A 26,783-nucleotide genomic window follows, 5' to 3' on the forward strand; every position below is an offset into this window, starting at 1 on the left:
TCAACCAGCGTGGTTATACGCATCAAGTATTACCGGAACAAGTTAGAACGCATGTTTTGGTTAATCGTAAAATTACTAACTGATTATTGTTTATGACTTATGATTGAAATATTAGGTAAATGTAATTTATTGGCTTAGTACTAGCAGGGGAACCTGCTCAGAAAGCCTATGCAGGGTGCCTGGCGACTGGAAAACCCAATTGGCGGTTCCTAGCTTTGGGAGCCGTAATTCCATCGGGTTCTTCAGCGCACCTTGAGGGTCACTCACCTATGTTCTGATATTCCACATCTGGATGATGACTGTCGTGGAGTGGCGTAAAAGGCGAGAAGGTTCCCTAACACCGCCCGATCACAACGAACTATCAAGCTTAGGGTGAAACGGGCGGGACCCCGACTGGCACCTGTTTACCTCATCATCGCCGCCACGTTGCCGCCATCAACGGTTATGACAGCGCCAGTGGATGCGCGTGCCTGCACCAGATGCAGAACCGCCTCGGCAACGTCCTCGCCAGAGACTTCACGCTTCAGCAAATTGCCGCGCATATAGACTTCCGGGGTCACACCACGTGCCCGCGCACGCTCATCGACCATTTCGTCGGTCATCAGGCCCGTGCGTATTCGATCTGGATTGACCGCGTTTACCGTAATGCCATCAGCGGCATGCTCCAGGGAATATTGACGCATCAGTGCCATCAATGCCGCCTTCGATGTGCCATAAGGGCCGAAATCAGGCCCCGGGTTTACGGCCTGCTTGCTGACATTGAACACGATGGCACCGCCGGTGCCTTGCTTCTGCATGACCTTGATCGCAGCCCGCGCAATATAATGATGGCTCCAGAAATTGAGATCGAACGCAGCCTTGAACAGATCGTCATCGACAGAGGTCAAAGCGCCCTGAAAAGCTGCACCCGCATTGGAGACGAGTATATCAACCCCGCCAAATTTTGCGGCGATCTGTGCAAGTGCATTGTCCGCCGCAACGGGATCAGTCAGGTCACATGCAAGGGCAAAGCCACCCAGCCGCTTCGCTTCCGCGGCTACACGCTCCCCATCGATGTCAATCAGCGCAAGTTCCGCACCCTGATTTTTCAGTTGCTCCGCGATAGCCAGACCGAGACCGCCTGCTCCGCCTGTCACGACCGCCACCTGCCGAGTGAGCGGCTTTTCGGTCTGCTTGGTAAGCTTTGCCTGTTCCAGTGACCAGTATTCGATGTCAAAAAGGTCTTCTTCGGAAAGTGCTTCAAAACGGTCGATACCTTCGGCACCGCGAATGACCTCAATCGTCGCTTCGGCGACGTCCGCGCAGACGCCAGCGGATTTCTGCGTGTTTCCAGCCGCAAAAAGTCCCACACCCTCGACATAGAAAACGCGCGGCATCGGATCGAGCATCTTCTTGCCGCCGCCGACACGCGCATTGTTACGCTCGAAATAGGCCGTGTAGTCGGCCGCATAGGCGGCCACCGCCTCTTTTACGCCGACTGTCCACGCTTCAAAGTTATCGGCTTCCGGCCTTGGCAGCGCCACGCCATAGCGCTTGATATGAATGACATGTTCTGGTGTCGCATTCCCGCACCGCACCAGATCCGCGATGTTCGGCGCACCGCAAAAATCAAGAATATCGTCATTAGAGCGGTGCTCGAGAATGAAGCGGCGCGGCCGTCCCTCTCCCCTGCCAGGGAGTGCAATCGCTCCACGCAATAGAGGTGCGATTTCCTCCGCCGAGGCCAGGGTTTTAGCCGATCGTGCTGCGCTCGCCGTTCCGAATGGGCGTGACCTGCCTTCCGCGATGCGCTTTTCAGCACGGTCAATCGCGGCAATCATATTTTCATAGGCTTCACGCGGGTCCTCCGACCAGGTGAAAATACCGTGCTTCAGCAAGATCATGCCGGGTGCATCGGGCCTTGCGGAAAATGCCTTCAGACACGCCTTCGAAAGATCGAAGCCCGGCATGACATAAGGCACGATAATCATCTCCGGGAATAGTTCCCGAATGATCTCTTCGCCCCGCGGCTGATTGGTAAGCGCCACGATCGCGTTGGCGTGCGTGTGGTCGACATGCTTGAATGGCAGGATCGCATGAAGGATGGCTTCCACGGATGGATTGGGCGCTGCGGGATCGAGCAGCAAGCGGCGTTGCAGCATGACCATATCGTCATCCGACAAGGTTTCGTAGTTCACCATCGCTTTCAACGGTTCCAGATGCAGAGCGGGGAGACCTGCCGGCTCAATCCTGCCCATGTCCCACCCACTGCCCTTGACGCACAGTACGGAAACTTCACTGCCGTCATGATCAATCAGCGTGGTCTTGACCGAGGTGTTGCCGCCGCCGTGCAAAACCAGCTTGGGCTCGGAACCGAGAAGACGCGTGGTATAAGTACGGATCGCGACATCGCGGTTCACGCCTGCCCGTTCATACACACCGACAATCCTGTCGAAATCCGCTTGTGACCAATTCGATTTCATCCGCCGTTCCCTTAGCTGCAAGCCTGCGCATTGAAGTGCAGACACAAAGGCGCCATCGTGGAAAACCTCGCATTTTCCACGGCGCAACAAAGACTTGTGGAGATTCCTCTTCCTCTCATATACAATTGACACCAATAACTGACATTAGTCAACTCGATTGATTGTCGTGTTGATCGAAAGGGTTTTCTGTGCAACTCAGGAACAACAGAGACAACAGGAAACGAGTATGACATCGGGCGCTCAAACATCGTCTACGCATGCTATCCCGGCCGAGTTCGATGACGCCGTTGTCTGGGCAGCCTGGCTTTATTACGAGAACCAGCTGACCCAGAACGAAATCGCGCAAATGATCGGTGTTTCGCGCGCAACCATCGTCAACTATCTGCAGGAGGCGAGGCAGAGAGGTGTCGTGCGCATCCTGATGAACCCTGAAATCGCGACACGCACGCATATCGCTCGCAAATTGGCGACGCGGTTCGGGCTGGCGGAGGCACTCGTCATTCCATCCGAAAAATCAATCACCGCCGAAGCTCGCCTGAAAGCGCTGGGCGCGGGCGGAGCGCGATTGATGGAGCGTATGGTGAAGCCCGGCGAGACTATCTGCGTCTCATGGGGACGCACGGTACTCGCCATTGCCGATGCAATTTCGCTGCCGCAGCCGATGGAAGGGCTCACGATAGTACAGGTCACAGGCTCATCCATCGGCAAACGGGAGTTTTCCGCAGAGCTTTGCACCTCCATCATGGCGCGCAACATGGGCGCCACCAGCATCAACATGCTGGCCCCTGCCGTGCTCAGCACGGCTGAACTACGAGATGCGCTGATGGGCGAACCTGTACTCCAGCGCCAGTTCGAACTGATCGGCCAGGCCGACATGATTGTTTTCGGCGTCGGCGGTCTTGCTGCCGAAAGCACGATGCGCATTGCGGATGTGACCAGCAATGACGAAATCGACGCTTATGCACGTGAAGGGGCGGCGGCGGTTCTGATCTGCCGCTTCCTTGATCGAGACGGAAAGCAGATTGTCCGCGAGCTCGACCAGCGCGTCATCGGCATCGAGCTTGATGAACTGCGTGGCGTCCCGAACAGGTTGTGCGTTGCAGGTGGCGCGCAAAAGGTCGAAGCAATTCGCGCTGTTCTGGCGGGCGGGTATGCCACGCATCTGGTGACCGATATGGAGGCTGCCGAACGGCTCCTTGCTGATTAGAAGGCGGGGCGGTCTTCTAAACCCACCCGCCTCTGTTAAACTATTGCCGGACAGGCACGGTGTTCATGAACGCCAGCGTCTCGTCGAAGGAGCGAATACCCGCATCCGAGCCGAGGCCTGTTGCAACGAGCGCGGCCGACGCCTGAGCGAAGTTCAAGGCCGCTTTCAAATCCATCTTGTGATGCAAGGCCGCAATGAAACCGGCATCGAAAGCATCGCCGCATCCGGTGGTATCCACGACTTCGATCTGGAAAGCAGGCTGGCGCACGATTTGGCCTGATGCGTCCATGAAACAGACGCCGTCACCGCCGAGCGTGAATACACAATGCTTCACGCCACGCTCAAGAAAGAAGACGCCTGCGCCCTCAACATCCTCAGCACCCGAAATCTGCTTCGCTTCCTCGATGGAAGGCATGAAATAGTCGATATGCGGGAAAAGCGGAGCAATCAGGTCGAGAGTGCCATCATTTGCACCGAGAAGATCGAAGGTCGTCGTTCTTCCGCGTGCCTTCGCTTCAGCAAGAAGCTTTCGGCTGGGTTCGCCATCAAGCTTGGCCAGAAGACCAGTTCCGCCAAGATGGATGATCGGCGGCGCCAGCACTGCATCCAGCGCACTGTCCGCAATCTCGAAATGGTCCGATGCCCCGCGTGCATGCAGAGCCGGACGATCGCCGTTGTGGCGAATATTCAGGATGCTCGCTGAGGTCGGCACGCCTTTGAGACGTTGCATCTGCGCGGTATCGACACCGAACCTTTGTAGCGTCGCAATGACGAAATCGGCTTTCTCGTCGTCTCCAACGGCACCGACGGCCAGACAGTTGAGACCAAGCTTGGCCAGATCGACAACCGTACCGCCAGCGGTACCCGCGACGGTCAACCGAATTTCATCAATGAATTCGACATTCCCGCCCGGTGGAATTGCATCGACCGGTCGACCGAGCACATCAAGAATATAAAGCCCTACGACCGACACATCGTGTGACATGAAACCCTCCCAGAAAATACGTGAGGCCGCACCTGTGCTGTGACAGAAAAGCGCGGCCGATTTGATTTCAACTGCGATTGCGCAAGGCGAAGATCGTACCGGCAAGCAGGATAAAAATGCCCACAATGGCAAGCTGCAGCGTGCTCGGAATTCCCACGAAGATCAGAACGTTGCTGACGATCGTGATCAAAAGCACCCCCAACAGTGTTCCAATCACCGAACCGGAACCACCCGTAATTCGCGCACCGCCGAGCACGACAGCAGCGATGATTTCAAGTTCCATACCGGCAAGATCGAATGGATTGGCGAGACGATTGCTTGAGACGTGAACCACGCCCGCAATACCAGCCAGAAGCCCCGCATAGGCGAAGACGAAAATACGCACGCGGAAGAGATTGATGCCAAGTCGTTCGGCTATGCCCGGATTGCCGCCGACAGCGAAGATTGCCCGTCCCATCAACGTCCGCTCAAGGATGAACCATGTTACCAGCGCGGCGGCAACGAGAACCAGAACCGTGGCTGGTAGTACTGAAACGACGCCGTTCGATGCGTGATGGGTAAAGAGCGAGGCCTTGCCGAAAGCATCCATTGCCGCCGGAATATTCATGAACAGCGCAGTGCCGACAAAGGTCAGCAGAAAGCTGCGGATGACATATTGCGTTCCGATGGTGACGATCAGCGAGGGCGCTTGCAGTTTCTGGACGAGGAGGCCGTTCAGAGCCCCAAACGCCGCGCCGCCCAGAGCCGCAAGGATCAGGGTGATCGTCATCGGCATTTCAGGGAACCAGTTCGTGACCAGCATGGTCAGAGCATACATCACAAAGGCTGCAATAGCCGTGAATGAAACGTCGATCCCACCGGAAGCGAGCACGACCAGCACGCCCATCGCAAACAATCCTCTCACGACGGAAGCGCGTAGAATATCCACGATATTGCTCATCTGAAGGAAATCAGGATTGGCACCGATAACCACCAGACAGGTGACGATAATCAGAAGCAGTGTGAAGATTTCTGGCCGGCGCCCCAGCAGATCCCAGAGACGCGAGCCAATGCCGCCCCGACCCTTATCCGAAACCGAAGCAGATGCGATCTCAGTCATTGTGCCACCTCCTTCGACGTGCTGGCCATGGATTGGTAGATGGCATCTTCGCTCAGGTCCTCGGCAGCGTGCGTAGCGACGATACGGCCCTGACGCATGACGAGAATGCGGTCACAGTTCTGCAAAAGCTCCGGTAAATCATCACTGATGATAATGACGCCCATACCATCATCAGCCAGACGCTGGATGATACGGAAAATCGTGTCCTTCGAGCCTACATCCACCCCCACCGTCGGACCATGCAGGATCAGAAGCTGAGGGTTGATCGTCAGCCATCGGCCGATCAGAACGCGCTGCTGATTGCCTCCGGACAGGGACTGCACCGGTATGGTTACGTCCGGCGCGACGATCTGCAGGTCGGCAACGCTTTGCTCGGCGACGCTACGCGCACGCCGGACGCTAATCACGCCAAGCGCATTGCGCAACCGGTCGAGGATCGGAAGGGTAATGTTGTCCTGAATCGGTTTCTCGAGGAAAAGACCTTCAGTCAGCCGGTCTTCCGGCACGTAACCGATCCCATATTCAATGGCTTGCGCCGTCGACTGCGGTGCGATCTCCTGCCCGTTCAAGCGCATCTTTCCGGTTGTTGCTGTTTTGACACCAGCAAGAGCGAGCGCAAGCTCGTTGCGGCCCGAATCCAGCAGGCCAGTGATACCGAGGATTTCACCTTTTCTAAGCTTGAGTGAAACATCCCGAAATGCCTTGCCATCGCCAAGCTTTTCGACTTCGAGCATGACTTCGCCAAGTTTCGGATCCGTGCGATAGCGTGTTTCGCTGATTTCACGACCGGTCATCCAATGACTGAACTCCGCCTTGCTGTGCAAGGCGACATCAAGCTCGGCAACCTTCAGCCCGTCGCGCATGATGATTGCACGCCCGCCAAGAGACTTGCACTCATCGAGTTTGTGCGTGACGAACAGCACGGCCACACCCTTGCTGCGAAGGCGTTCCACCACATGCAGCAGGTTTTCAACTTCCTGGCGGGTCAACGATGTCGTGGGCTCGTCCATGATGACAAGGCGTGCCTCGGAAGCGACCGCGCGCGCAATGGCGATCAACTGGCGCGTTGCCAGCGGCAGCGTGTCGGTTCGGAGCGAAAGAAACGCATTGTCTGTAGGCAAATGCACTTCCGCAAGCGCCCGCCGCGCAGTTTCGTTCAGAAGCGAAATATTCAACCGGCGGGCAAGACGCCCGGAAGCTTCAACGAGTTGTTCGGTAAATGCTACATTCTCTGCCACTGAGAGATTGGGTAGCAGCGACAGATCCTGATAAACAGTTTCTATTCCTGCACGAAGCGCTCCAATAGCGCCAAGATCGCCAGCCGTTGCACCGGTCGCCTCGCCGTCGATCAGTATCTGCCCCTCATCGGCGGGCTGTGCGCCTGAGAGGATTTTGATCAGCGTGCTCTTGCCGCAACCGTTCTCTCCCATCAAATGGTAGATTTGTCCGGCCTCAATTGTCAGGCTGACGTCTTTGAGTGCTTTTACGCCGCCAAAGGATTTCTTGACGTTTCTGACCTCTAGAAACGGCGGCGCAGAATGTGTCGTTGTATCGGTGGCGAGCATGGCGAATTCCTGAAATTCCGGATGGTCCCTCCAGGGCCGCTGTGGTGCGGGCGGCCCTGGAGGTCAGCGTGGCGCGTTGCTTCGTAGTCAGAACGGGAAGTTCTTGTAGTTGGACTTGTCCGCATCAACCCAGGCCTGGCCCTGGATGATGATGCCCTTGCCCGGCCCCTTGATGACGGTCATCTTCTCGTAACCCGGAACACCCAGATCCATGCCATCCTTGATTTCCTCGCCCTTGAGAACGAGATCGGAGACCTTGTTCATGACGTAGCCGGCATCCTTCGGGTCCCAGAAAAAAATCTGGTCGACAGCACCGCTTTCGAGATATGGACCGGTATCCTTCGGAAGCCCGAGACCGAACACGCAGGTCTTGTCCTGCAGTCCCGCTTCCTCCACGGCACGACCTATGCCGATCACATCGATAGCGGACGATCCCTGAAAGCCCTTGATATCCGGATATTTACGGAGGATTTCCTTGGCCTTTTCATAGGCCCGGTTGGCATCATTGAAGGATTCGTTCTTCTCTGCCACCAGTTCCATATCGGGATACTGCTTGGCGTTTTCGGCACCGGCATCGACCCATTGATTATGCGTGAGGCTGCCAAGCGATCCCACGAACGAGGTCCACTTGCCCGATTTGCCCATGCATTCGGCAAGTTTTTCATTGATACGCGCGCCGAATGCCTTGTTGTCGAAGGCTTCGATATCGACATCGGTATTCACGAGGCTGTCACCCTCATGGGTGATGACCTTGATGCCGCGCTGTGAAGCGCGGCGTAGCACGCCTTCAAGTGCAGAAGGGTCCATCGGCACAACGGCAATCGCCGAGACATTCTTGGCAACGAGGTCTTCGATGATGCGGGTCTGCTGCGCGGCATCAGCCTTTGCCGGGCCCACCTGGCTGGCGCTCACATTGGCATTGTCCTTGCCATAAGCATCAACCCCTTCGTTCATGCGGGTAAACCAGTTTTCACCAGTAACCTTGACTACCGTCACGATGGTCGGCTTGTCTGCCGCGAGTGCGGCGCCGGCCATGACTGTTCCCGCAAGCATCGTGCCCGCTATCAGTTTGGAAAACATGCTCATAAGACTCCTCCATTAATATAAGCAGATTGTTTTTTGGGTCCTCGACTGGCGGCTTCATCCCGGAACCGCAGCCTTGTCGCTATTGTCTTCTGGGCCGCAGCCAGTAGCTGAAGTGCATGCGTGCCGATGCCAGAAGCGCCATCAGCAGAACACCCCAGGCAAGATCGCGGAAGAAATTCGAGATATTCATGAAATTGAACAGGCTTGAGAGTATCTGCAGAGCCGTAGCGGCCAGAAGCACACAGAGTATCTTCCCGCAGCCGCCCTCCGGCTTCACACCGCCCAAGACGGCAATCAGGATCGCAATCAGGACGTAAGACCCGCCATAATCCCACTTCACCGAAGAGTTGCGCGCAGCAATGATGATCCCCGCAACTGAAGCAAGAAGGCCGCACAGCGTATAGGTGATGAGAAGCATGCGCCTTTCATTGATACCGCCATAGCGAGCCGCCTTGGCATTGCTGCCAAGTAGCATCAGTTTCACGCCGAAAGGCGTGTATTTGAGCAGGAATGACAGCGCCAGAGCGATAGCGATAAACAGCGCAAAGCACATCGGAACGCCAAGAACGGGCATGTTGCCGAAATTATCGAGCGGCTCGATAAAGCCCATGCTGACGGCGGAGCCGTTGGTCAGGAACACGGCAATGCCGGTAAAAAGAAGCTGGGTTCCGAGCGTTGCGATCAATGGCGTCAGGCGCGCATAGGCAATCACGATCCCATTGATGACACCGCCGATCAACCCGACGACCAGCGCCAGACCGGCAAATACCCACGAGAAAAGCAGCGGTGCATCGGCAGCCGGAATATAATGGCGTGTCAGCAGAAACGCGACGATGCCGGAAAGATTTGCCAGCGCGATGCCCGAAAGATCGATACCGCCATTGCCTGAAATCATCGCCAGCATGACACCGAAGGCCAGCAGTCCCAATTCGGGAACCTGCGACGCCATCGATTGCAGGTTATAGCTGTCCATGAAATTTGAACCGGCCAGAAAGCCGCCCGCCGCCAGAACGGCGACATTGATCAACGCCAGAAACAGCGTCTGTCGATCTAGGCTGTTCGATGACACGTCCATCCTCCCGCTATCGAAGCATTTCTCGTTCTTCAAACCCTGCCGCCTCCTGACAGGTGATAGCTTGAAGACCGCCTCCACATTTTGACATTTGTCAGACAGTTCTGTCTCTTGTCAACACATTTCCCCTCAACACCGAAATCTTCTCAAAAACGGGAGATCCCTCAGCTGGAAGCGCAATCACGGGCCAGATCTACACTCAAAACCTGCCGATCCGTCTGATTACACTTAACCCATTGAATAGGAACGTTATTGTCGCCGCCCAGCTACCGTCAGGGCTGATGTTGCTTTTCCCCTTTTTGTCCTTCTTACATGAAAGGTTGACATTTGTCGATCATTTATCGAATATTGTCAAAACGACGGCGAGGCCGTTGAAACCGGCGGCAGAACAACTGCCGCCACCGGAGGAAATGCATTGGAACTTCTGCTGGATGTGGAGGGGCTGAAAAAGTCCTTTGGCGGCGTTGCCGCCTTGCGGAACGGACGCCTCCAGTTGCGGCCCGGCTCGGTGCATGCACTTTGCGGGGGCAACGGCGCGGGCAAATCCACCTTTCTGAAAATTTTGATGGGCATTCACGCCCGTGACGAAGGTCATATCCGGCGGCGCGGAAAAGAAGTCACATATTCCAGCCCTGCTGAAGCGTTGCAGGCGGGCATCGCCATAATCGAGCAGGAGCTGAGCCCCATCCCGCACATGACCGTGGCGGAAAACATCTATCTGGGCAGAGAACCGCTTCGTCGTTTCGGCGGCATCGACTTCAAAACGATGAACCGGAATGCCCAAAAACTTCTCGACCAACTCGAATTCAAAATTCGCGCCAATCAGTTCATGATGAATCTGTCCGTCGCCCAGATTCAACTGGTTGAGATCGCAAAAGCGCTCAGTCACGACGCCGAAGTCATTTTCATGGACGAACCGACGTCTGCCATTGGCGAAAAGGAAGCCCAGCAGCTTTTTGCCGCGATCGAACGGCTGAAAGCGAGCGGCAAAGGGGTCGTTTACGTCTCGCATCGCCTGTCGGAAATTTTTCAGATTGCCGACACCTATACCGTGTTTCGCGACGGCAGCTATATCGACAGCGGCGATCTCGGAGCTATCACGCGCGCAGAATTGATCCGTTTGATCATCGGACGGGAATTGGGTGACGAATACATCAAGACGAATGTCCCGACAGAAGTTCCAGGCCTCGAGGTCTTGGGCCTCAGCGCACCAGGCAAGATAACCGATATCTCCTTCACCGCGCACAAGGGTGAGATCTTCGGCATCTACGGATTGATGGGGTCGGGTCGTTCGGAAATATTCAACTGTCTTTTCGGACTGGATAAAGCCTCCCAAGGCGCAATCCGTCTGGAAGGTGAGACGATAAGCATCCGGCGTCCCTCGGATGCCATGGCGCTCGGGCTCGCCTTCGTGACGGAGGACCGAAAACTCACCGGACTCAATCTTGGCGACAGCGTTCGCAACAATATCTGCCTTGCCAGCCTGCCCGAGATGAGCCCGCATTTTGCAATGAACCGACGCGAGGAATCGTCAGCCAGCAGGGCAATGATCGAGCGTTTCAGGATCAAGGTCGCGCATGACACGATGGCGGTTTCCGGCCTTTCGGGTGGCAACCAGCAGAAGGTCGTACTTGGAAAATGGTTCCTGCGAAGCCCGCGCGTTCTGCTGCTTGATGAACCAACGCGCGGTGTCGATGTCGGCGCAAAACAGGAAATTTACCGCGTCATCTGCGAATTTGCCGCCGAAGGCGGAACTGTAGTCATGATCTCATCGGAGATCGATGAGGTTCTCGGCATGTCCGATCGCATCATGGTCATGCGCGGGGGACAATCGGTTGGCATTTATCGCAGGGCGGAAACGAACGCGCAGACGCTGGTGCATCTTTCGACATGAAGATTGACACGGAAGCACCGCGTATCGGTTGAGACCAAGGAGATAGAACAGTCGCCTGCATCAGCACTTGCGGCCGGTTCTGGAGAGGTAGAACAGTGTCCACCACAGAGAATAATTCACCAACCAGCTGGTTTGGCTCCGAACGTCGCAGGCTGGTCGTTCAGGAATATGGCATATTCATCGCCTTCCTGCTTCTGGCCACGATCCTCTCGTTCTCCAACGAGTATTTCCTGACAGCAGGCAATATTTCCAACGTTTTGCTGCAAACCTCCATCAACGGCATTCTCGCCATCGGCATGACCTTCGTCATTCTGACGCGTGGCATCGACCTCTCCGTTGGCTCTGTGGTCGCATTGGCCGGTATCGTCAGCGCCAGCCTTGCAACCACGTCGGCGACGGCAGGCATTGCGGGGGCTCCATATTCACCGTTCATAGCCATTCCCGTCGGCCTGCTCGTGGGCATCGGCTGTGGCGCGCTGGTCGGCACGATAGTCTCACGCTTCGCGGTTCCGGCATTCGTGGCCACGCTCGGCATGCTTTCCGCAGCGCGCGGCCTGACCTTGATCTACGGCGGCGGCAAGCCGGTACCCGCCCTTGTCCCGGATTTTCGCTGGATTGGAACCGGCAACATTCTCGGCGTTCCGGTTCCTGTCATTCTGCTCGCGATCGTGTTTCTGGTATCATGGTGGATTCTGAATCGCTCGCGGTTCGGCCGCTATATCTACGCTGTTGGCGGCAATCCCCACGCCGCGAATACTTCTGGCATCAACATATCACGGGTGCGCTTTTCTGTTTACGTCATCTCCGGCGGGCTGGCCGGCCTTGCAGGCATGGTCCTGTCGGCCCGCACCGGATCGGCGCTGCCGCAAGCGGGTATCAGCTATGAACTCGATGCCATCGCAGCGGTCGTCATTGGCGGCACCAGCCTGTCGGGCGGCGTCGGGCGCATCACGGGAACACTCATCGGCGCGCTCATCATCGGTGTCATGAACAACGGTCTCGATCTGATGGGTATCCAGTCCTACTACCAGCAGGTTTTGAAGGGAGCACTCATCGTAGGCGCGGTCATGCTTGATCAGAAACGCAACCAGGGCGCCTAGAGCAGGCCTCCCGAAAGCAGGAAACGGTTTCGGGGTAAGGACATGCGCAAAAGCAAACGGAAGGGCATTTCTTCCGATTCAATTCAAACGGGAAATTGCCTAGCCGCACCGCCCCCATTTTCAAGAACGGCATACTGATCGGTATGCCAAATCAACAAGGAGGAGATTGCAATGAAAAAACTGTTGATCGCGCTCGCTGCGGCGTCCGCACTAATCGTTACGCCATCACTGGCACAAGACAAGAAGCTCAAGATCGGCGCGGCGCCTTACGGATTGAATGCCGAGTTCATGCAGGTCTGGTCGGAAGCCCTGAAAAAGCATCCGGCGGTCAAGAACGGCGAGGTTGACCTGACTATATTCGACGGGCGTTATGATGCGCTGGTCCAGCAGGAACAGTTCAATACGATGATTACGCAGAAGTTCGACGCGATCATCTTCGTGCCTATTGATATCGAGGCAGGTGCTACCGCCGTTCAGGCCGCCAGCGACGCAGGCATCCCGGTTGTAGGTTCGAACACACGCGTCAACTCCGATTTGCTCGCGGCCTATGTCGGCTCCGACGATACGGTGTCGGGCTATATGGAAGCCAAGGACGTGCTCGACAAGATCGGCTGCAAGGGAAATGTCGTCATCCTTGAAGGACCAATCGGCCAATCCGCACAGATTTCCCGTCTGGAAGGCAACAAGAAAGCGCTGGCCGAATGCCCGGACGTGAATGTTCTTGAAGACCAGACTGCGAATTGGTCTCGCGCTGAAGCGCAGACCCTTATGGAGAATTGGCTGACCGCACATCCCGGTCAGATCAAGGGCGTGATCGGCCAGAATGACGAAATGGCGCTCGGAGCGATCGAGGCGATCAAGGCCGCCAACCTCAAGGTGAGTGATTTCGCAATCGCCGGCATCGACGGTATTACCGATGCACTGCATGCGGTCAAGGAAGGCACGATGACTTCCATTCTGCAGGATGCAAATGCGCAGGCACAAGGCGCTCTCGACCTTGCGATCTTCCACGCCAAGAAGGGCGAGTACAAGCCTCAATCCGATATCTGGGCGCAGTATCCGGATATGCCGTTTAACGACGGCAAGAACAAGAACTACAATGTTCCATGGACGCCCGTGACCGCTCAAAACGTCGACAAGCTCCTGGAAAGCCGCAAGTAACGCTGCCTGGGCGGCCCCGCCACTTATCGTGAAAGTCATGATAGGGATGCCGGGCCGCCAGGCTCACAAACCAGACTCCCGAGGCACAAAATGTCCGATCAAGCTCCCCAAATTGACCTGAACTTCCCGCTTTCCGGAAAAATTGCAATCGTGACCGGAGGCGCTTCCGGGATCGGTGCTGCAATATCCAGAGCTTTCATCGCCAAAGGCGCCAAAGTCGCAGTGCTCGATATCAGCGCTGATATTGCGAAAGCCAAAGCCGCGGAACTCGGCGAAAACGCAAAGCCGTTCGTTTGCGATGTTTCGAGCCAGCAGTCGGTCAATGACGCAATCGCAGCGGTCAATGATGAGTTCGGCACAATCGACATTGCGGTCAATAGCGCAGGTGTCGTCTATCTGGCTCCCGCAGAAGAAATTTCGCTCGATGAATGGGATAAGACCATCTCCAATAATCTGAAAGGAAGTTTCCTCGTTACTCAGGCGGTCGGTCGCGCCATGATCGCTGCGGGCAAGGGCGGCAAGATCATCAATCTCGCCTCTCAGGCAGGCACAGTCGCTATTGAAGAACACGTCGCCTACTGCGCGTCGAAGTTCGGCGTCATCGGCATGTCGAAGACCTTCGCAGCCGAATGGGGCAAGCATGGAATATGCGTCAACACACTTTCACCGACCATCGTGCTCACGGAACTCGGCAAGAAGGCCTGGGCCGGTGAAAAGGGCGAGGCCGCAAAGAAGCGTATCCCCGCAGGGCGTTTTGCCTATCCAGAAGAGATTGCCGCAGCAGCCGTATTCCTCGCATCTGCAGGAGCCGACATGATTACTGGTGCCGATCTCCTGATCGACGGCGGCTATACCATTCTTTGAGCCCAGCGCTCATTCATCTTACAGGAGATATCATGCAGCGCTTCATCAACAATCCGGACGAAGTCGTGGAAGATACCGTGAAGGGTTTTGTCAAAGCTCATTCCGACATCGTCCGGCTCGCGGAAAACCCGCGTGTCATTGCTGCGAAAGATGCCCCCGTCGCCGGCAAGGTCGGTGTCGTTACAGGTGGCGGTTCCGGTCATGAGCCCGCTTTCATCGGTTACACGGGGAAGAACATGCTTGATGCGGTAGCGGTGGGGGAACTGTTTTCCTCGCCAACCGCCAAGAGTTTTCACGATGCCATACGCGAAGCAGACGGCGGCAAGGGCGTTGTCGTCCTTTATGGCAACTACGCGGGCGACAACATGAATGTGAAGATGGCGACCAAGTTGGCCGCCAAGGACGGCATCGAAGTTGCGACAGTCGTCGCGAACGACGATGTCTGTTCAGCCCCTGCCGACGAACGCGAAAAGCGGCGCGGCGTTGCCGGCGAGATTTTCATGTGGAAGGTTGGCGGCGCAAAAGCGGCAACTGGAGCCGCGCTGGAGGAGGTTCGCGCCACAGCGCAGAAGGCCATCGATAACTGCCGTTCGATCGGTGTGGGGCTCGGTCCATGCACGCTGCCTGCCGTCGGTCATCCGAATTTCGAGATCGCGCCGGGAACGATGGAAGTCGGGATCGGGCATCACGGCGAGCCTGGGGTGCGGGTGGAGCCGCTCAAGCCCGCAGCCGAAGTCGCAAAAGATATGTGCCAGATCGTGCTCGATGACCACGAACTTGCTGAAGGCACCGAAGTGGCCGTGCTTATTTCGGGTCTGGGCGCAACGCCGCTGAACGAGCTTTATATCCTCAACGACACGATTGAATCCGAGATCCGGGCACGCGGACTGACAATCCATCGCACTTATATCGGCAATTATTTCACTTCGCTTGAAATGGTCGGCGCAACGCTGACGATCATGGCGCTGGACAACGAACTGAAAGAACTGCTCGACGTGGAAGTGCGCTGCACCACCATTCTGTAAGGAAGAGACCTGTGCAAACACTCAATAACGCAAAAGCCGGAGACATCGTGCTGGCAATGGCCGACCGGATTGTCGAGAACCGCGCCTATCTCAGCGAGATCGACGGCAAGATCGGTGATGGCGATCACGGCGTCAACATGGCCAAGGGGTTCAACATGGCCGCCGAACGACTGAAGGGGAAGAACGAGACACTGGCCGCTTCTCTCGATACGCTTGGCACAGTGCTCATGACCGAGATCGGCGGCTCGATGGGGCCGCTTTACGGCGTGATGTTCACCGAATTTGCGGAAAAAATAGACGGGATCGAGAATATCGATGCGGCTGCGTTCAGCCGCATGCTTCACGCCGGGCTTGAAGGTATCCAGTCAATCGGCTCTGCAAAGGTCGGTGACAAGACATTGCTGGACACGCTCGTGCCTGCCATCGAAGCTTTCGATGAAGCCACCGCTGCCGGAAAGTCATTTGCCGAGGCCCTCGAAGCTCTCGTCTTAGCCGCTGAGAAAGGCCGGGATTCGACGATCGATCTGGTGGCGAAGATCGGTCGCGCCAGCCGTCTTGGCGAAAGGTCGCTGGGTGTTCTGGATGCCGGAGCGACATCCTGCGCCATTATCCTCAAGGAACTTTCCGACGGCGCACGGGTGCGGTTCCAGTAGGGATTACCGACGATCAGCAGGCCCGGTGTAAAGCCAGGAACCGGGCCTGCTGTTTCCGCGCATTCTAAAAAACTCCAAGCAAAACCGTTGTATTGCCAGGCAACCCGACGATAGAGCAGTCCGGTTAAGACAGGTTCAGCAGAACCGCTCAATCTTCTGTTTTTACGCATTATCCAACACAAAACCGCTTCGCACTTTTGTTGGATATGTTTAGAAGGAAACAAGAGGTTCAGTGCAGAGAACATGGCGCCAAACGGAAAAACAACCGCAAGCAAGATTGGACAGGTGGAACCGACCCACGGCATTCCGCTGCGCTATGGTGACGATCCGTACGTTTGGGCGTGCTGGCTCTATTATGAAGATGGGCGCACGCAGGGTGAAATCGCTGAAATCATGGGGATTTCGCGGGCTACCGTGAACAGCTATCTGGCGGATGCCCGTAGCCGTGGCATCGTCAACATCTCGATCGAACCCGCGCGCCTCGGTTCCCTTGCAATCGCGCAGGAACTCAAGCGCCATTTCGGATTGAACGACTGTCTGGTAGTGCCAAATGATGACGGCGCGCAGGCGCTTATCGACCGGCTTGGAACCGCAGCTGCGCAAGCAATCGCCAAGCTTCTAAAATCCGGGGATACGCTCGCTGTCGCCTGGGGGCGGACGGTCCTCGCTATCGCTGAGAACACCCGCATAGCCAATTTGCAGGATGTGACCGTCGTTCAGGCTACCGGTGGAACACGCGCCAGTTTCGCTTACACCCCCGAATTATGCGCGGCAGCCATGGCACGGGCGACAAATGCGCATCTCGTCAACATCACAGCGCCAGCTATCGTATCCAGTGCTCACGTCAAGGCAGCAATAGTCGGAGAACCGATTATTGCGGAGCAGTTCCAGGCATTGGACCACGCGAACAAGGCGTTGTTCGGTATTTCTTCGCTCCGACCGAATTCCACGATTCATACCAGCGGCTTTTTCGAGAACGTCTCCATACAGGAATATCTGGCCAAGAATGCCGTCGGCGTCGTCGCCGGGCGCTTCATCGATTCTCATGGACAGCCTGTATCAGGCCCGCTTGACGACAGGACCATCGGTATTACGCTCGACAGGTTGCGCAACATCGACATGCGCATCGCAGTTGCAGGTGGTTTCGACAAAGTACCTGCAATTCTCGCCGCCTTGCGGGGCGGTTATATCAACATTCTGATTACCGATGCCGCGACAGGACGCGGTATCCTCAACGCGGATGGCGTGACTGAAATCGACAGCAAGCTTTCGCAGAAGCTGCGTGCGGAGCCGGCCCACGTGTCCAGCCATTACCGCACGCATATCAAGAAGTTTCTGAACAGTCCCGACGATGTCGTGGAGGAAATGCTTGATGGCGCCACCAGAGCGCACCGGTCCTATCTCGCTCCTATCAACGGATCGAAACGCGCGCTCGTCGCACGGACCGGGCCCCGACAGGGAAAAGTAGGACTGGTGATTGGCGGCGGGTCCGGGCATGAACCGTGTTTTCTGGGCTATGTCGGAAAAGGGCTTGCCGATGCGGTAGCCATCGGGAATGTCTTTTCCTCGCCTCCCCCTGCCCCAATTCTCGAATGCGCCAAGGCCGCCTCCGGCGGAGAAGGCGTCCTCTTCGTCTATGGCAACTATGTCGGGGATGTCATGAATTTCGAGATGGCGGCCGAAATGGCGCAGGAAGCTGGCATTCCCACACGGACCGTTCTGACAACAGACGATATATCGTCGTCCCCAGTGGAGGATCGCGACGGTCGGCGCGGCGTAGCGGGAAATTTCTTCATCTTCAAGGCAGCCGGTGCAGCGTGTGACCGCGGCATGTCGCTCGAGGCATGCGAAGCGGTGACGCGCAAGGCCAACCGAAGAACCTTTACGATGGGCGTTGCGCTGGAGCCCTGTTCCCTGCCCCAGACACGGCGCCACAATTTCGAAATCGGCGCTGAAGAAATGGAGATCGGCGTGGGTATTCACGGCGAACGTGGCGTTGTTCGCGAGAAAATGATGTCCGCCGATGCCATTGTCGATCACATCATGGACCGGATTTTCAGTGAGATGAATGCATCGCCGGGAGATCGGGTGGCGGTACTGGTAAATTCGTTCGGCTCAACGCCGCTGATGGAACTCTACATTTTGTTCCGACGCGTCGAACAACGGCTGAGCGCCAAGCAAATAACAATCGAAGCCAATTGGGTAGGCCACTACTGCACATCGCTGGACATGAACGGAGCATCTATATCCGTCATGCACCTCGATCAGGAATTGTCCGATCTCTTGTCGCATCCTTGCGATACGGCTTTTCTGCGGGTCAACTGATTAAAGCCGCTTTCGGCGGTTACATGAATTCCAGATTGTCTGGGAGGTACAAATGCAGGAAACTGCAGCGCGTCGTCTAAGCCGAATGTTCCAGCTCATTGCCTTTTCGATGAAGGAGGAAAAAGAACGACTTTCCGATCTCGACGGAGCAATTGGCGATGCGGATCACGGCATCACCATGGTGCTGGGCTTTTCAGCCATCAACAGCGCGCTTGCCAAGTTGGATTTGGAGCACATACTCCCTTCCGAGATTTTCGCCGCAGCTGCAGCCGCTTTTCTCGACACCGTGGGCGCTTCCACCGGTCCCCTCTATGCGACGGCATTTCGCCACGCTTCCAAGGCCCTTAAACCGCGCGAAAGCCTCGACGCCGAGGACCAGGCCGGCATCGTCGAGGCGATCACACGAGGCATTCAGGAACGCGGAAAGGGACAACGTGGCGATAAAACCATGCTGGATGCATGGATACCGGCGATGGAAACGGCTGTTGACGCGCGAACGCACGGCTTGAGCAGCCTGGAAATGTGGAACAGAATTCTCGAAGCAGCTGAAAAGGGTGCGGATTCAACCCGTTCTATGGTGGCCGCACGGGGCCGCGCTGCTCGTTTGGGTGAGCGCTCGCTTGGTCATGTCGATCCCGGTGCTGCTTCTGCGGTCATCATCCTGCGCTCCATGCGGGACAGCTTCTACGAAACCGTTTAAAGCCGATTTCGACTTATTCAGTCACTGGTGGTTTACACCCACGACTCAGCGAGCCCATTGGGAAATGGCATTCTCGCCACGCGGATAATACAAGCCAACTATCTTTCCCGGAGTGCTTCCCGCGCTCTGTTGAAAGGCTTGATGAGGTAATCCATAACAGTCTTGCTGCCGGTATGAATGTCAACGGTAGCGACCATGCCGGGGACGATTGGAAAACGCTCGCCAGTTTTGTTGAAAAGTGCGTCTGTTTCGGTCTTTATGAAGACACGATAGTAGAACTCTTCCGGTTTGACCTCGTCCTGAATTGTATCCGGTGAAATACTGACGACCTTTCCCTTCAAGCTGCCATATATCGCATAGTCATACGCGGTGACCTTGACCGTTGCTGGCTGGTCGGGATGGATATAGGCAATGTCGCGCGGGGAGATGCGAGCCTCGATGAGAAGCTGTTCATCCAGCGGGACGATAATCATCAGCTTGCCGTTGGGAGGAACCACACCGCCTATCGTCGAAACTTCAATGTTCTTCACGATGCCGCGCACTGGAGAGCGCAGGGTCAGCCGCGCAAGCGAGTCCGCCCGGCCCCTTATCACCGAAGAAAGCGATTCCACGTCCGCATTAGCTTTCGCGAGTTCCTCACGTGCCTTGACAATATAGTCCGATTGGATCTCGGTTTCCTTGAGTTGAAGCTCGACAAGCTGCCGCTTCAGCCGGATGACTTCCACATTGCTGGCAGCGCCCATCTTTGTCAGCGACTGGCTGATGGCGAGTTCGTCCTGCGCCAGTTTCTTAGACTCCGCAAGCCAATCGAGCGACTCCTTGAGGCTGCGTTTGCGCGCTTCATATAACTTGGTCTCTGATGCCTGAAGCGAAGGAAATGCATCCAGTTCGTCAGGAAATTCCAGATCGCTCCCATTGACTTCCGCCGTCAGACGAGCGGAACTGGCCAGCGCAGCACGGTATTTGGCGGAACTTTCCTGTACCGTTGCCTCAGTGACCGTTGGATCGAGCTGAGCCAGTATCTTGCCTGGTTCGACGACATCGTCCTGACGAACATAAAGCTTCGCTAGAACCCCGCCCTCCAAGGACTGGATCACCTGCTCCTGGGACGTTGGAACTACCTTGCCGGTGCCAGTCGACACTTCATCGAGCAAAGCCAGATAAGCCCAGATCAGCAGAACCGCGAAGAACAGGAATACAAGCCGGACAAAACGCTTCGAACGTTTCAGCCGTGCACCGTCGACACTCCCGTTCACCCAATCGCCGAAATCTTCGCCAAGGGCTGCCATATCGCCATTCTCCCAACCAGAGCCAGTTCCTATGTTCTGGCCGATGCTGCAGGGGCCGTTCTCGGGGCTTCGACCTTGCTTACGCCGAGCAGGGCCTGCAGCCCACGTTCTTTGGTATCGTTCAGTGCTATCTGTCCGTTTTCGACGACGATAAGCCGTTCAACCAGTTCCAGCACCCGCGTGCGATGTGTCGCGAGGACCACGGTGCGCCCTGCGCTCCACTTTGCGAATTGCTGGATGAAATGGCGCTCGGTCGCCTCATCCATCGTGGATGTCGGTTCATCGAGCAGCACCACCGACGGGTCCCGTATCAGCAGCCGCGCCAGCAATATGGCCTGCTTCTGGCCCCCGGAAAGACCGCTTCCCCCTTCCTGAACAAGATATTCGAGGCCTTGCGGAAGTTTGCGGATAAAGCCATCGGCTCCGACCATGGCAAGAACGCGCCGGATCTCATCGTCCGAAGCGTCAGGCGCACCCATCGTGATATTGTCGCGCAATGTGCCGAAGAACAGGCGCGAATTCTGTGTCAGAAGACCGATGTCGCGCCGGACGTCCGCCGGATCGATCTGCGGCAAGGAGAGATCGTCCAGCAGAACCTCACCGTCACTTGCGTCCATAAGCCCCGACAGGGCGAGCAGGAGCGTGGATTTACCTGCACCGTTTCGTCCGAGAACAGCAACCCGCTCACCGTGTTCGATCTTAAGGTCGCGCACCAGCAGCGCTGGAGGCGAGCTTTCATCACCATAACGGAAGAGCGCGTTCTTCAGGAGATAGGAACCCTTGATATGCGGGCAGTGAATCCGGGTTTCGCTGTCGGGATGGTCGACCGGCATCTGCATAAGACGGTCCAGTCCTTGTTTTGCGATCCTCGCATGCTGCAAACGCCCGGCGATCTGCGTAAATTGCGCCATCGGCGCCAGCATACGCGAACCGAGAATGGATGCGCCGACAAGTGCGCCGGTGGTTATGTCACCACTGATGACCATGGGCGCACCGATAAATACCGTCAACGCGTAAACGCCCGTCTGCACATTCTGGGTCCATACGCTCAATCCGTTTGTAACGGAACGAAGCCTGATCTGCGCCTCGCCGGTAACAGCATTGAAATGGTTCCACTGCTGTTGGAAGCGATCCTCCGCCTGCAGGCTTTTGATGTCTTCTATGCCCTGTACTGTTTCCACCAGCATGGCGTTTCGTAATGATGACTCGCGCATGGCCTCATTGGCGTGCCGGCGGAGACGCCTTTGCAGAAAGACACCGGGCAAGATCAAGGCTGCGATCGCGGCCAGCGGGATAAAGACCAACGGCCCCGCCAGCCACCAGAACAGCACGAGAAACAGAAGGAAAAACGGCAGGTCCGCAATTGCTGCAACGGTCGTTGAGGTCAACAATTCGCGCACTTGTTCAATATCGCGCAACTGCGCGATGAAAGAACCTGTAGAAGTCGGTCGGGCCCGGTTACGCACCCGGAGCGCGTGACCGAACACGACATCTGACATTTGCAGGTCGGTACGCTTTCCGAGCATATCAATGATGCCCATTCGTGCGCGACGCATCATGAAATCGAAGCAAATCGCCAGCACGACGCCGCTGAACAGAACATAGAGCGTATTGAACGACTGCGCAGGGATGACACGGTCATAGACCTGCATCGAAAAAATGATACCCGTCAGCCCAAGCACATTGGCGATAAATGAAGCGACCAGCACATGGCTATAGGACCCAAGATCATGAAAGACGATCCGCCTTAGCCAGTTTTCCTCGAAAGGCTTGATATAGGCATCGACGCGCGCATCAGGAACAGTCCGGGCCGGGCGAGCCAGCAGAACATGACGGGTTTGGACGACAAGAGCATCAAGGGGAAATGCATGTTCCAGCCCCTGTTCGCCGCTCAGCCAGACCCCAGCTTCCCTATCCGTTGAAATCTTGTGAACAACCGCCAATTGCCCATCCGTCAATTCAAGAATGAAAGGCACATGCCAGTTGGAAAGATTGATATTTTGTGGGTCGACCAGCTTGATACCCAGCCCCATGCGGCGGGCCATCGCATGAAGCTTCATCTCGTCAGTTGAATTGGGGTCTATGGAAGCGGCGGCGAGTTTTACACCCTGAACAGAAAGCGGAAGTCGGTAATATTGTGCAACAAGCCGCAAGGCTTCCAGCCAGCGTTCCTGGCAAAACCTCGGCTCCTGTACGTCTTCTTCTGGCTCAAAGCTCAAGACTGATCCCATTTCGGGAGAGATTTCGCCATGTTTCATTGGCTGACCGTGCCTCCTCGCACCATCGCGGGATTGATGCCGAACTCGCGGCGTATCTTACCGGAATTATAAAGGCAGCTGATATTGAGCCGCCGCAGATCATGGACGGTATTGGCGATCTGAAACCGCGATTCATGTAATTCCTGCTCGGCATTGAGCAGGTCCAGAAGCGTTCGGGTCCCCAGTTCCAGATATTGTTCGCGGTAAAGATCGCGCGTCTTGACCATCATGTTCGCACGCGATTCCAGCGATCCCATCAACCGGCCCAACGTACCAATCTGGCTTCTCGCCTCCATGAGATTGCGCTCGATATCGTAGCGGGCGGTACTGATGGCTGCTTCTGCCGACTGGAGTGCATAGGCCGCAGCTCTTTTACGGGCTGTCGTCTGGCCGCCATTGTAGAGGTTCGACGAAACATTCAGGCCTACGGAATATTCCGGCTGGCGATCATTGCTTCGTGTATCGTCCCTCGACGCGTTGAGATCGTATCCGGTCATCGCCTCAAGGGATACGGTTGGGAGAGCTTCAGCCCGGCTGGCGGCCAGTTGCGCCTCAGCCTCCTCCTTCTCCGCCTTGGCCTGCAGCATTGCAGGCACTTCTTCCCAGTCCGGGGTTGCAGCATCGCAGGCCTTGCCCAGCCAGCCGGGCTCACCAGAAACGGGGTTTGGCGAACCGCCGCCGATCAGCGCTCCGAGAGCCACCTGCCAGCGGTTCAATTCGGACTGGTATTGCAACTGGGTAGCCAGCGCGGACTCTACACGCGCATCGGCTTGTACCTTGTCGGACATGGTGCTCGCCCCCTTGTCCGTGCGTTGGTTGACGAGGCCCGCGATGACTTTAACCCCTGCCACCTGTTCCTGGGCCAGCGCCGAAAGCCTTCTGTAGCGCTGCACCTCGACAACGGCATTGGCAGTGTCGCGCGATAGATCATCGATAGCGAGAAGAAGGCGAGCATTGCTGATATCCTTTACGGCCCGTTCAATGTCGACCGAACTGGAAACCTTGCCGAAATCGTAAAGCATCTGCGACGCCGAGACATTGAAATTCGGCCGCCAGCCTTCCCTATTGCTGCTCTGATAACCGGAAGCGACGCCCGCATTGAGCTTGGGATAGTACCCTGCCTGCGCAGCCCGAATGCGTTCGTCGGCCTGATAAATCCGGCCTGTCGCTTCGTCGACGGCTGGATGCCAGCCGACGGCACGCCGAACGGCAGTTTCCATTGTTAGGGACCCCGCTGAAGCCTGTATCGCGGGCGCGGGATTTCGAGCAGGATTGCCCCCGTCAGCAACAGGGTTTGGGGGAACGGAACCCGTTGTTGACGGGGGCCGGGGAGCCTCCGCTTTCCTTGTTGGCCGGGCAGAAAGCTGGTCTCCCGGAGCCGGGTCAATTGTAGTGGTCTGGCACGCCGCCAGAAGGCATGAACTGAGCAATATGGTTGGCAAATGATTTAAGACCGGGGCTTTATGCATCTAATATCCGTTATAACCGGCCGAAGCCTGAAAATTTTCGGATGAAACCCTGCCGCCGACCAGCCGGCGGCAGGGAAGATCGATCAAACCATATGTGCAGAGTGGGGTGGGTCCTCCTGTCTCAGCGGATCGGGTGTCAGATAAGCCAACGGATCGATCACCGTGCTGCCCTCATCTACCGTTATCAGATCGGTATCTGTGCTGCTTACCGCCGCATCGGCAGAGCTGCCTCCGCCCGTTTCGCTATCGCTGGAAGGCAGAACGATCTCACCGCCGCCGTCGTCAAGGAGGAGAGCCTCTGACAGATTATGCTGCGCCGGTTCTGGCGAGCTGTCCGAAGCATCCGATCCGGCGAGACCGCCAAGCGCCACGACATCGCCTGATGTGTCCGCCGAGAAACTCTCTGCCGATACCGGATCAGCCGTCTCCGTTGTAAACGTTACGGCCGCGCCGTCATGAAGCTGGACAACCAGTTCCGCCGTCGTTTCATAACCGCCCGGAAGCACGATCTTGTAGGTGAAGCTGTCCGTCCCTTCGCGGTCGGCATAGGCCAACGTGTCCAGCGGCTCATACTTGTATGTACCATTGCTATAGACGGTCAGGTCACCATGGACACCATGGATGACAGTGCCCGCTGCGCTTGCGTCAACAAAAGTACCGCCGTCTGAAACTACGACCCGCGAGCCTTCAGGGACGACACCATCATTGGCGACCAAGCTGCCGCTGATTGACGGATCACCAGAGATCACATGCTGATCCAGATGGGTGACGTTCACGTCAGTCGTGACAGAGATTGCCGCAAGGGCGCCCGAAAGCGTCGTATGAACCCGATAGGTTCCAGCATCTAGATCCAGACTGCCGATATCGATCGTCTTGACATTCCCGAGCACACCAACAGCCACGTTGAATGCGTTGTCGGTATTAACATCCTGCCAGACACTGCCAACCAATTTCTGGATTGTGACCGTACCACTGGCTAGTGCTGCAGCGGTGACCGAAACAACCACACTACCGGTCGCGTCCATATTGCTCCCGATAGTGAACTGATTGCTGTTCGCTGTCACGGTACCCAGCGCCCCGATCAAAGGCTGCGCCTGGTCGAAGTAGGCGGTATCCGTGGGGTTGATCCACGTAATATCGATTTCCGTCGCATCATTGGTAGCAGCAACACTGTAGGTCGCATCTGCACCGAGATCGGCGTCATTCCACACCAGCCCCTGTCCATCGCTGTCGATACGGACATAGAGGATAGCCTGGGTATTCGTGTTCGCCACCGGATCATGGAGCGTATAGGTGAACTGGTCCACCTTGCCGATTGCGGTGCCGTCTGCATTCGGCGTGTAGGTGTAGCTGCCATCCTGATGAATGACGAGCTGTCCGTACTGCCCGATGATCGTCGTGCCTGCCGGACCTGCCGCCACGGGATAATCGGTGCCATTGAAGTTCACGCTGGTGACGATATGCCCGGCAGCGGCAGCGCCGCCATCATTGTCGAGCACATTGCCCGTGGCTTCGCCGGTTACTATGCTCGTGTTGATATAGTCGTGATCCAGACCACTTACGGTCATGGTGGTCAGTACCGACAGTCCCACACCATTATAGACCATGAAGGCGCGATACTGGCCTGCATCCATGTCAGGGATCACAACACCATTGGCACCACCATCAAGAAGGCCAATATTGAGGATGGAGCCGCCCGTAGCGGAACCGTCAACGCTGGTCCACTGGCCTGTCAAGGCATCCCATTTCTGGACAACGACCTGATAGTCGCCCAGCACGCCGACATTGGCAAGACCGCCGAAGGCGAAGGTCAGGTCCTGAGTATGTCCCTCCGTGATCGTGAACCCGACTGAAGGAACACCGAGGACCGTCGCCTGGAGATCGATAATTCCCAGACCGATACCGATGCCCAGCAGATAGGTCGCATCTCCATTATCCACCGCCGTTTCTGTCGGCACGACGTCGACACTGGCGGCAGCGAGATCATCAGCAGCACCCGGCGTTGTGGTGCTCGGCGTCCAGCCGCCCGAACCGCTTCCGGGATTGCCTGCCGGGTCCGTCACCGCGACCGACACGGTACCAGCGGGTTGGGCCAAAACAGCCGTCGCCGTCCATGCGCCGGTCGTGCCATCCGCCGTCACCTGCGAGGTCGTGCCGTCCGGCCAGGTCACCACAACCGTCGAACCCGGTTCCGTCGTGCCGGAAGCTGTCGGGATATTGTCTCCTTCCGGATCGGTGATGGCGACATCTCCGCAAACACGACTTCCGCCGTCACCGTCGKCGTCGCAGCACCGGCAAGCGCACTGCCGGGAACCGAAGCCGTCCATGTGCCGTCGCCATTGGAAACTGCCGCATAAGGCACGCCATCGACAAGCACGTTCACCGTCGTCGTCGCAGCATCCGAAGGCGSGTTGGYGATCGTTACCGTTACCGCAACATTGCCTGCCGCCTCGGCGGCATTGACCACACCGTCACCGGCAATCGCACCAACCGTCACGGTCGTCGCACTCGTGTCCGGCGGGGTCGTGTCACTCGAAGTCCACGTGCCGCTTCCCGTTCCCGGATTGCC

General features: G+C 56.7%; 19 protein-coding genes and 1 pseudogene. 9 read left to right on the forward strand and 11 right to left on the reverse strand.

Translation table 11 applies throughout. The features are described 5' to 3' along the window. Nucleotides 1–404 precede the first annotated feature (404 nt). Entirely contained in the window at nt 405–2,462 is a 2,058-nt protein-coding gene (locus tag ACOWVS_RS19055; RefSeq protein WP_006471928.1) for a bifunctional aldolase/short-chain dehydrogenase, read from the reverse strand. Nucleotides 2,463–2,688: 226 nt separating this feature from the next. Between ACOWVS_RS19055 and ACOWVS_RS19060 the strand changes: the two genes are divergently transcribed. Further along, nucleotides 2,689–3,669 (forward strand): sugar-binding transcriptional regulator, encoded by a 981-nt coding sequence (locus tag ACOWVS_RS19060; protein WP_006471929.1) that lies wholly within the window; start codon nt 2,689–2,691, stop codon nt 3,667–3,669. A 40-nt stretch (nt 3,670–3,709) separates the two neighbouring features. Here the strand turns inward: ACOWVS_RS19060 and ACOWVS_RS19065 are convergent, their stop codons facing one another. From ACOWVS_RS19065 to ACOWVS_RS19085, 5 genes are all read right to left on the reverse strand, one after another. Next, nucleotides 3,710–4,654 (reverse strand): carbohydrate kinase family protein, encoded by a 945-nt coding sequence (locus ACOWVS_RS19065; protein WP_006471930.1) that lies wholly within the window; start codon nt 4,652–4,654, stop codon nt 3,710–3,712. A 67-nt stretch (nt 4,655–4,721) separates the two neighbouring features. Next, the gene (locus ACOWVS_RS19070; protein ID WP_006469743.1) at nt 4,722–5,753 is read right to left on the reverse strand and encodes an ABC transporter permease; all 1,032 of its coding nucleotides are present in this window, start codon (nt 5,751–5,753) and stop codon (nt 4,722–4,724) included. Beyond that, complete coding sequence (locus tag ACOWVS_RS19075; RefSeq protein WP_006469742.1) at nt 5,750–7,318, reverse strand: sugar ABC transporter ATP-binding protein; 1,569 nt, start codon at nt 7,316–7,318, stop codon at nt 5,750–5,752. Before ACOWVS_RS19075 ends, ACOWVS_RS19070 begins: the two co-directional genes overlap by 4 nt. 87 nt (nt 7,319–7,405) lie before the next feature. Beyond that, nucleotides 7,406–8,404: an autoinducer 2 ABC transporter substrate-binding protein gene (locus tag ACOWVS_RS19080; protein ID WP_006469741.1), complete on the reverse strand. Its 999-nt coding sequence runs from the start codon at nt 8,402–8,404 to the stop codon at nt 7,406–7,408. Between the two features lie 79 nt (nt 8,405–8,483). Beyond that, on the reverse strand, nt 8,484–9,473 hold the full coding sequence (locus tag ACOWVS_RS19085) for an ABC transporter permease (protein WP_006471931.1): 990 nt from the start codon (nt 9,471–9,473) through the stop codon (nt 8,484–8,486). A gap of 418 nt (nt 9,474–9,891) precedes the next feature. Here ACOWVS_RS19085 and ACOWVS_RS19090 point away from each other — a divergent pair, with 418 nt between their 5' ends. The 8 genes from ACOWVS_RS19090 (at nt 9,892) to dhaL (ACOWVS_RS19125) (ending at nt 19,198) form a co-directional block, all read left to right on the forward strand. Further along, on the forward strand, nt 9,892–11,370 hold the full coding sequence (locus ACOWVS_RS19090; RefSeq protein WP_006469739.1) for a sugar ABC transporter ATP-binding protein: 1,479 nt from the start codon (nt 9,892–9,894) through the stop codon (nt 11,368–11,370). Between the two features lie 95 nt (nt 11,371–11,465). Next, nucleotides 11,466–12,470, forward strand: coding sequence for an ABC transporter permease (locus tag ACOWVS_RS19095; RefSeq protein ID WP_006469738.1), 1,005 nt, complete (start codon nt 11,466–11,468; stop codon nt 12,468–12,470). A gap of 171 nt (nt 12,471–12,641) precedes the next feature. Further along, nucleotides 12,642–13,631, forward strand: a complete 990-nt coding sequence (locus ACOWVS_RS19100; protein ID WP_006469737.1) for a substrate-binding domain-containing protein — start codon at nt 12,642–12,644, stop codon at nt 13,629–13,631. A gap of 90 nt (nt 13,632–13,721) precedes the next feature. Beyond that, a complete protein-coding gene (locus ACOWVS_RS19105; RefSeq protein ID WP_006469736.1) occupies nt 13,722–14,495 on the forward strand; it encodes an SDR family oxidoreductase in 774 nt (257 codons plus the stop codon). A 32-nt stretch (nt 14,496–14,527) separates the two neighbouring features. After that, nucleotides 14,528–15,520 (forward strand): dihydroxyacetone kinase subunit DhaK, encoded by a 993-nt coding sequence (locus ACOWVS_RS19110; RefSeq protein ID WP_025092223.1) that lies wholly within the window; start codon nt 14,528–14,530, stop codon nt 15,518–15,520. 11 nt (nt 15,521–15,531) lie between these two features. Next, on the forward strand, nt 15,532–16,173 hold the full coding sequence (dhaL, locus tag ACOWVS_RS19115) for a dihydroxyacetone kinase subunit DhaL (protein ID WP_006469734.1): 642 nt from the start codon (nt 15,532–15,534) through the stop codon (nt 16,171–16,173). Between the two features lie 243 nt (nt 16,174–16,416). Next, nucleotides 16,417–18,498, forward strand: coding sequence for a bifunctional sugar-binding transcriptional regulator/dihydroxyacetone kinase subunit DhaK (locus tag ACOWVS_RS19120; protein WP_006469733.1), 2,082 nt, complete (start codon nt 16,417–16,419; stop codon nt 18,496–18,498). A gap of 52 nt (nt 18,499–18,550) precedes the next feature. Then, nucleotides 18,551–19,198: a dihydroxyacetone kinase subunit DhaL gene (gene dhaL, locus ACOWVS_RS19125; RefSeq protein ID WP_006469732.1), complete on the forward strand. Its 648-nt coding sequence runs from the start codon at nt 18,551–18,553 to the stop codon at nt 19,196–19,198. 98 nt (nt 19,199–19,296) lie between these two features. Here the strand turns inward: dhaL (ACOWVS_RS19125) and ACOWVS_RS19130 are convergent, their stop codons facing one another. The 5 genes and pseudogenes from ACOWVS_RS19130 to ACOWVS_RS19150 all read right to left on the reverse strand — a co-directional run. Next, nucleotides 19,297–20,487: an HlyD family efflux transporter periplasmic adaptor subunit gene (locus ACOWVS_RS19130; RefSeq protein WP_006469731.1), complete on the reverse strand. Its 1,191-nt coding sequence runs from the start codon at nt 20,485–20,487 to the stop codon at nt 19,297–19,299. Nucleotides 20,488–20,516: 29 nt separating this feature from the next. Then, nucleotides 20,517–22,745, reverse strand: a complete 2,229-nt coding sequence (locus tag ACOWVS_RS19135) for a type I secretion system permease/ATPase (protein WP_006469730.1) — start codon at nt 22,743–22,745, stop codon at nt 20,517–20,519. Beyond that, a complete protein-coding gene (locus ACOWVS_RS19140) occupies nt 22,742–23,965 on the reverse strand; it encodes a TolC family outer membrane protein (RefSeq protein WP_006471933.1) in 1,224 nt (407 codons plus the stop codon). The genes ACOWVS_RS19135 and ACOWVS_RS19140 overlap by 4 nt, the downstream gene beginning before the upstream one ends. A gap of 332 nt (nt 23,966–24,297) precedes the next feature. Next, complete coding sequence (locus ACOWVS_RS19145) at nt 24,298–26,385, reverse strand: BapA/Bap/LapF family large adhesin (protein WP_420984183.1); 2,088 nt, start codon at nt 26,383–26,385, stop codon at nt 24,298–24,300. Continuing rightward, nucleotides 26,382–26,783, reverse strand: a pseudogene (locus ACOWVS_RS19150) (hypothetical protein); the annotation flags it as partial. The gene ACOWVS_RS19145 and the pseudogene ACOWVS_RS19150, both read right to left, overlap by 4 nt.

Origin of the sequence: Brucella sp. IR068 (assembly GCF_049065885.1) — a bacterium.
Classification (GTDB): domain Bacteria; phylum Pseudomonadota; class Alphaproteobacteria; order Rhizobiales; family Rhizobiaceae; genus Brucella; species Brucella intermedia.

What these genes read in the sequence shown, in the direction of transcription:
- ACOWVS_RS19055 (WP_006471928.1), bottom strand. Translation starts at nt 2,462, where the DNA reads ATGAAATCGAATTGGTCACAAGCGGATTTCGACAGGATTGTCGGTGTG.
- ACOWVS_RS19060 (WP_006471929.1), top strand. Translation starts at nt 2,689, where the DNA reads ATGACATCGGGCGCTCAAACATCGTCTACGCATGCTATCCCGGCCGAG.
- ACOWVS_RS19065 (WP_006471930.1), bottom strand. Translation starts at nt 4,654, where the DNA reads ATGTCACACGATGTGTCGGTCGTAGGGCTTTATATTCTTGATGTGCTC.
- ACOWVS_RS19070 (WP_006469743.1), bottom strand. Translation starts at nt 5,753, where the DNA reads ATGACTGAGATCGCATCTGCTTCGGTTTCGGATAAGGGTCGGGGCGGC.
- ACOWVS_RS19075 (WP_006469742.1), bottom strand. Translation starts at nt 7,318, where the DNA reads ATGCTCGCCACCGATACAACGACACATTCTGCGCCGCCGTTTCTAGAG.
- ACOWVS_RS19080 (WP_006469741.1), bottom strand. Translation starts at nt 8,404, where the DNA reads ATGAGCATGTTTTCCAAACTGATAGCGGGCACGATGCTTGCGGGAACA.
- ACOWVS_RS19100 (WP_006469737.1), top strand. Translation starts at nt 12,642, where the DNA reads ATGAAAAAACTGTTGATCGCGCTCGCTGCGGCGTCCGCACTAATCGTT.
- ACOWVS_RS19105 (WP_006469736.1), top strand. Translation starts at nt 13,722, where the DNA reads ATGTCCGATCAAGCTCCCCAAATTGACCTGAACTTCCCGCTTTCCGGA.
- ACOWVS_RS19110 (WP_025092223.1), top strand. Translation starts at nt 14,528, where the DNA reads ATGCAGCGCTTCATCAACAATCCGGACGAAGTCGTGGAAGATACCGTG.
- ACOWVS_RS19120 (WP_006469733.1), top strand. Translation starts at nt 16,417, where the DNA reads ATGGCGCCAAACGGAAAAACAACCGCAAGCAAGATTGGACAGGTGGAA.
- dhaL (WP_006469732.1), top strand. Translation starts at nt 18,551, where the DNA reads ATGCAGGAAACTGCAGCGCGTCGTCTAAGCCGAATGTTCCAGCTCATT.
- ACOWVS_RS19130 (WP_006469731.1), bottom strand. Translation starts at nt 20,487, where the DNA reads ATGGCAGCCCTTGGCGAAGATTTCGGCGATTGGGTGAACGGGAGTGTC.
- ACOWVS_RS19135 (WP_006469730.1), bottom strand. Translation starts at nt 22,745, where the DNA reads ATGAAACATGGCGAAATCTCTCCCGAAATGGGATCAGTCTTGAGCTTT.
- ACOWVS_RS19140 (WP_006471933.1), bottom strand. Translation starts at nt 23,965, where the DNA reads ATGGAAACTGCCGTTCGGCGTGCCGTCGGCTGGCATCCAGCCGTCGAC.